Below are 6,478 nucleotides of genomic sequence, written 5' to 3' on the forward strand. Positions count from 1 at the left end.
GGCGTGGGATGCTTTGAGCGATGGCCAGGAAGACTGCGAACGACGACCCTCTCGCCCCGGTGACCCTCGCCGTGGGCCAGGAGGACCTTCTGCTCGACCGTGCCGTGCAGGAGGTGGTGGCCGCCGCCAAGGCCGCCGACGCCGACACGGACGTACGTGACCTGACCCCGGACCAGCTGCAGCCCGGCACGCTCGCCGAGCTGACCAGCCCGTCGCTCTTCGCCGAGCGCAAGGTCGTGGTCGTACGCAACGCGCAGGATCTGTCCGCCGACACGGTCAAGGACGTGAAGGCGTACCTCGGCTCGCCCGCCGAGGAGATCACGCTCGTGCTGCTGCACGCCGGCGGCGCCAAGGGCAAGGGGCTGCTGGACGCCGCACGCAAGGCGGGGGCGCGGGAGGTGGCCTGTCCGAAGATGACCAAGCCGGCGGACCGGCTGGCCTTCGTGCGGGGGGAGTTCCGCTCCTTCGGGCGGTCGGCGACACCCGAGGCGTGCCAGGCGCTCTGCGACGCCATCGGAAGTGATCTGCGGGAGCTGGCCTCGGCGGCCTCGCAGTTGGTCGCCGACGTGGAGGGGACGATCGACGAGGCGGTCGTCGGGCGGTATTACACCGGGCGTGCCGAGGCGTCGAGCTTCACGGTCGCCGACCGGGCCGTGGAGGGGCGTACGGCGGAGGCGCTGGAGGCGCTCAGATGGTCACTGGCGACGGGCGTGGCGCCGGTGATGATCACCAGTGCGCTGGCCCAGGGCGTCCGGGCGATCGGAAAGCTGTCCTCCGCGCGCGGGGGCCGGCCGGCCGACCTGGCGCGGGAGTTGGGAATGCCGCCGTGGAAGATCGACCGGGTGCGGCAGCAGATGCGGGGCTGGACGCCGGACGGGGTCTCGGTGGCGCTCAGAGCGGTCGCAGAGGCGGACGCGGGCGTGAAGGGCGGCGGCGACGATCCCGAGTACGCGCTGGAGAAGGCGGTCGTGATCATCGCCCGGGCCGCGAGATCCAGAGGCCGGAACTGACGGAACCGGCACCGGCCCACCGACGATCCGACGCGAGCGGACCGCCCCGCCCTGCCCCGGGGGCAGCAGCATGCAGGCCCCGCCCGGGGACAGCCGACAGGTTCCGCCCGGGGCGTGACCGGTCCAGCGGTGTGGGGGAGTCGTCCGGTGACCCACGGCGCATGAGCCGACGGGCCTCGACCCCGCCTGGCGAGTGAGTGGATAGGCCTCGACCCCGCTTGGCGAGTGAGTGGATAGGCCCAGGCTCTGCCCGGCGGATGAGCGGATACGGCCAGGCCTGCCGGCGGATGAGTCGGCAGGCCTCGGCCCTCCACGCTGAAGGGACCCGTGCCCCCGCACGCACGGCCGGTATGTGTCCCCGCCCACATACATGCGCCGCCCCCCCGGTACGCCCCAGCCCCCCGCTAGGCCCCCGTCCGCCGCCGCGCACACCAAAGGCCCCCGCACCTGCCTTGGGGAAAGGAGAGGTGTCGGAGGCCTTCGGATCAAGCTGGTGAGCCCGTTCCCGCGTGGCGAACGCAGGCCGCGAACAGGCTCGGGAGTGCCGGACGGGAGCGGATGAGAGAGGGCCCGCTCTGGGTCCTTCCGGCGATCAGATCAGAAAGGAGTTCAGCCCTTGAGGGTGGCAACCTTGGAAGCAAGCGCCGACTTCTTGTTGGCGGCCTGGTTCTTGTGGATGACGCCCTTCGAGACGGCCTTGTCGAGCGCACGCGCGGCAGCGCGCTGCAGCTCGGTGGCCTTCTCGACGTCACCCGCGGCAGCGGCCTCACGGGCCTTGCGGATCGCGGTCTTCAGGGAGGACTTGACGGCCTTGTTGCGCAGCCGAGCCTTCTCGTTGGTCTTGATCCGCTTGATCTGGGACTTGATGTTCGCCACGAAGGAGCCTTTACAGGTTCAGGCGCGGGGCCGCACGGGTCCCGCACCGGTGATTCAGGATTTCCTGCCGTGCCTCGTGCTGAGAGGGCATGAGGCACAGCCATCTACAGTACCAGTGGCCCTCCGGACGGCCCAAAACGGCCCCCGGTCCCTGCCCGTGGGACCATGGAGACTACGTAACGATCCGACCGAGGCATAAGGCGCCTCAAGAGACAGGACCCTGCGTGCCCGCGACCCCTAACCATGTGCCCGAGCCGAGCCGTACCGCCCCGGCGCTGATCCGCAATTTCTGCATCATCGCGCACATCGACCACGGCAAGTCCACGCTCGCCGACCGGATGCTCCAGCTGACCGGTGTGGTCGAGCAGCGGCAGATGCGTGCTCAGTACCTCGACCGGATGGACATCGAGCGCGAGCGCGGCATCACGATCAAGTCCCAGGCGGTGCGGCTGCCCTGGGCCCCGACCGAGGGCCCCGACCAGGGCACGACCCACATCCTCAACATGATCGACACCCCGGGGCACGTCGACTTCACCTACGAGGTCTCGCGGTCGCTGGCCGCCTGCGAGGGGACCATCCTCCTGGTCGACGCCGCCCAGGGCATCGAGGCGCAGACCCTCGCCAACCTCTATCTGGCGATGGAGAACGACCTCACGATCATTCCGGTGCTGAACAAGATCGACCTGCCGGCGGCCCAGCCGGAGAAGTTCGCCGAGGAGCTGGCGAACCTGGTCGGCTGTGACCCGGAGGACGTGCTCAAGGTCTCCGCGAAGACCGGTCTCGGTGTCGACGTGCTGCTGAACAAGGTCGTCAAGGAGATCCCGGCGCCGGTCGGGGTCGCCGACGCCCCCGCCCGCGCGATGATCTTCGACTCGGTCTACGACTCGTACCGCGGTGTCGTGACGTACGTCCGTGTGATCGACGGCCAGCTCAACAAGCGCGAGCGCATCCGCATGATGTCGACGAACGCCACCCACGAGCTGCTGGAGATCGGCACCAACTCGCCCGAGATGCTCTCCGCCGACGGCCTGGGCGTGGGCGAGGTGGGCTACCTCATCACCGGTGTGAAGGACGTCCGTCAGTCCAAGGTCGGTGACACGGTCACCAGCCAGAACAAGGGGGCCACCGAGGCGCTCGGCGGTTACAAGGACCCGAAGCCGATGGTCTTCTCCGGTCTGTACCCGCTGGACGGCTCCGACTACCCGGAGCTGCGCGAGGCCCTGGACAAGCTGCAGCTGAACGACGCCGCGCTGGTCTACGAGCCGGAGACGTCCGCCGCGCTCGGCTTCGGCTTCCGCGTCGGCTTCCTCGGCCTGCTGCACCTCGACGTGATCCGCGAGCGGCTGGAGCGCGAGTTCGGGCTCGACCTGATCGCCACCGCGCCGAACGTGGTCTACCGCGTGCTCATGGAGGACGGCAGCGAGCACACGGTGACCAACCCGAGCGAGTTCCCCGAGGGGAAGATCAGCGAGGTGTACGAGCCGGTCGTGCGCGCCACCATCCTCGCGCCGAGCGAGTTCATCGGCTCGATCATGGAGCTGTGCCAGACCCGGCGCGGCACCCTGCTCGGCATGGACTACCTCTCCGAGGACCGGGTCGAGATCCGCTACACGCTGCCGCTGGCCGAGATCGTCTTCGACTTCTTCGACCAGCTGAAGTCCAAGACCCGCGGCTACGCCTCCCTCGACTACGAGCCCACCGGCGAGCAGACCTCCAGCCTGGTCAAGGTCGACATCCTGCTGCACGGCGACAAGGTGGACGCCTTCTCCGCGATCACCCACAAGGACGCGGCGTACGCGTACGGCGTGCGGCTCGTGGCCAAGCTGCGCGAGCTGATCCCGCGGCAGGCCTTCGAGGTGCCCATCCAGGCCGCCATCGGCTCCCGGGTCATCGCCCGCGAGACCATCCGCGCCATCCGCAAGGACGTCCTCGCCAAGTGCTACGGCGGTGACATCTCCCGTAAGCGGAAGCTGCTCGAGAAGCAGAAGGAAGGCAAGAAGCGGATGAAGATGGTGGGTTCCGTGGAGGTTCCGCAGGAAGCCTTCATCGCCGTCCTGTCCAGTGATGACAGCGCGGGGTCGGGCAAGGGCAAGAAGTAACCAAAGGTAACAGCCGGTCACATCCGCAAACCGGGCATGTGGGGGCCCGTCGTGCGAAAGCGCGGCGGGCCCCCACGCGCCCGTAGCGTCGCTCTGCGTGGAAAGTGACAGGCCGATGCCCCTTACGCAGCGGGCGGTCGCGCCTTACCCTGATCCCTGCTCGATAGTTACTCGCGAGTTAAACAACAGTCCGCACCCACACCGTGAGTTAACCCAGCCGCACCGAGTAGCCGCACCGTCGCGGGCCCCCGGAGGATGTCGTGAGCGACACACAGACCCTGATCGAGAACCGTCCGCCGTCCGTGGCAGCCCTCTTCCTGGAGCGCGTGGCGGCCACACCGGACGCCGACGCCTACCGCTACCCCGTCCCGCCGGCCTCCGGCCAGGGCCCCGACGACTGGAAGACGCTCAGCTGGGCGCAGGCGGCCGACCGGGTGTACGCGATCGCGGCCGGCCTCATCGAGCTGGGCATCCAGCCCGAACAGCGGGTGGCGCTCGCCTCCTCCACCCGGGTCGAGTGGATCCTCGCCGACCTCGGCATCATGTGCGCCGGCGGGGCGACCACCACCATCTATCCGCAGACCAACACCGACGAGTCGTCCTTCATCCTGTCCGACTCCGAGAGCCGGGTGCTGATCGCCGAGGACGCGGCCCAGGCCGCCAAGGCGGTGGAGCGTCGCGCCGAGCTGCCCGCCCTCACCAAGGTCGTCGTCATCGACCCGGCGGGCGTCGAGACGGACGACTGGGTGATCACCCTCGCCGAGCTGGAGCGGCGCGGCGCCGCCTACCTGGAGAGCCACCCGCAGCTGATCAAGGAGCGGGTCGGCGCGATCACCAAGGACCAGCTCGCCACGCTCATCTACACCTCGGGCACCACCGGTCGCCCCAAGGGGGTCCGGCTCCCGCACGACAACTGGGCGTACATGGCGAAGGCCATCGCCGCGACCGGTCTGGTCACCATCGACGACGTGCAGTACCTGTGGCTGCCGCTCGCGCACGTCTTCGGCAAGGTGCTCACCTCCGGGCAGATCGAGGTCGGCCACGTCACCGCCGTCGACGGCCGCGTCGACAAGATCATCGAGAACCTGCCGGTGGTGCGGCCGACGTACATGGCGGCCGTGCCGCGCATCTTCGAGAAGGTCTACAACGGTGTCGCGGCCAAGGCCCGCGAGGGCGGCCCGGCCAAGTACAAGATCTTCCAGTGGGCCGCCGAGGTCGCCCGCGAGTACGCCAAGGTCACCCAGGACAATTTCCGCCGCACCGGCACCGCCTCGGCGCCCTTCGGCCTCGCCGCCAAGCACAAGGTCGCCGACACCCTCGTCTACGCCAAGCTCCGCGAGGCCTTCGGCGGCCGGCTGCGCGCCTGCGTCTCCGGCGCCTCCGCGCTCGCCCCGGAGATCGGCTACTTCTTCGCCGGCGCCGGCATCCACATCCTGGAGGGCTACGGCCTCACCGAGACCTCCGCGGCCTCCTTCGTCAACCCGGGGGAGGCGTACCGCACCGGCACGGTCGGCAAGCCGCTGCCCGGCACCGAGGTCCGCATCGCCGAGGACGGCGAGATCCTGCTGCGCGGTCCCGGCGTCATGGAGGGCTACCACCAGCAGCCCGAGAAGACGGCGGAGGTGCTGGAGTCCGACGGCTGGTTCCACACCGGTGACATCGGCGAGCTCTCGCCCGACGGTTACCTGCGCATCACCGACCGCAAGAAGGACCTCATCAAGACCTCCGGCGGCAAGTACGTCGCACCGGCCGAGGTCGAGGGCCAGTTCAAGGCCGTGTGCCCGTACGTGTCCAACATCCTCGTGCACGGTGCCGACCGGAACTACTGCACCGCCCTGATCGCCCTGGACGAGCTCGCCATCCAGGAGTGGGCGAAGGAGAACGGCCTGGAGGGCAGGCCGTACGCCGAGATCGTCGCCGCCCCGCAGACGGTGGAGATGGTCGACGAGTACGTGCGACAGCTCAACGCCGGGCTCCAGCGCTGGCAGACCATCAAGAAGTTCCGGCTGCTGCCGCGGGACCTCGATGTGGAGCACGGCGAGATCACGCCGAGCCTGAAGCTGAAGCGGCCGGTGGTGGAGCGCGAGTACAAGCACCTCATCGAGGACATGTACGCGGGCGCACGGGAGTCCTAGGGCCTGTCTGACGGGGGCGCCCGGGACCGCCGGCGGCCGTGCGGCACCGGCGGCCGGGCGCGCCGAGCGGCGCGAACCGCCTCCCGCGAGGCGGCCCCGCGCCGCGACGACGTCCGCCCTCCTGAGGCGGTACGCGCCCGCAGCGACGGCACCCGTCTGTCCGGCGCGGTCCCCGCCCTCGGCCGGGGCATTCGCCCTCGGCCGGGGGGCATACGGCCGCAGCCAATGGGCATCCGCCCCTCAGCCGGGGGCCTTCGCCCTCAGCCGGGGGCATCCGGCCGTAGCCGATGGGCTTCCGCCCTCAGCCGGGGGCATCCGGCCGTAGCCAATGGGCATCCGCCCTCAGCCGGGGGCATCC

At 69.8% G+C, this 6,478-nt stretch carries 4 protein-coding genes; 3 read left to right on the plus strand and 1 reads right to left on the minus strand.

The annotated features are described in order from the left end of the window. Positions 1 to 20 precede the first annotated feature (20 nt). Entirely contained in the window at positions 21 to 1,010 is a 990-nt protein-coding gene (holA, locus tag AB0B40_RS04370; RefSeq protein WP_345057976.1) for a DNA polymerase III subunit delta, read from the plus strand. 609 nt (positions 1,011 to 1,619) lie between these two features. Here holA and rpsT read toward each other — a convergent pair. After that, positions 1,620 to 1,886: a 30S ribosomal protein S20 gene (gene rpsT, locus AB0B40_RS04375; RefSeq protein ID WP_061922887.1), complete on the minus strand. Its 267-nt coding sequence runs from the start codon at positions 1,884 to 1,886 to the stop codon at positions 1,620 to 1,622. A 224-nt stretch (positions 1,887 to 2,110) separates the two neighbouring features. Here rpsT and lepA point away from each other — a divergent pair, with 224 nt between their 5' ends. Together lepA and AB0B40_RS04385 are read left to right on the plus strand one after the other, a co-directional pair. Continuing rightward, positions 2,111 to 3,985 (plus strand): translation elongation factor 4, encoded by a 1,875-nt coding sequence (gene lepA, locus AB0B40_RS04380; protein WP_345057969.1) that lies wholly within the window; start codon positions 2,111 to 2,113, stop codon positions 3,983 to 3,985. Between the two features lie 260 nt (positions 3,986 to 4,245). Further along, entirely contained in the window at positions 4,246 to 6,120 is a 1,875-nt protein-coding gene (locus AB0B40_RS04385; RefSeq protein WP_345057966.1) for an AMP-dependent synthetase/ligase, read from the plus strand. The last annotated feature ends 358 nt before the right edge of the window (positions 6,121 to 6,478 follow it).

Source organism: Streptomyces sp. NPDC042638 (genome assembly GCF_040647235.1).
GTDB lineage: Bacteria > Actinomycetota > Actinomycetes > Streptomycetales > Streptomycetaceae > Streptomyces > Streptomyces rameus.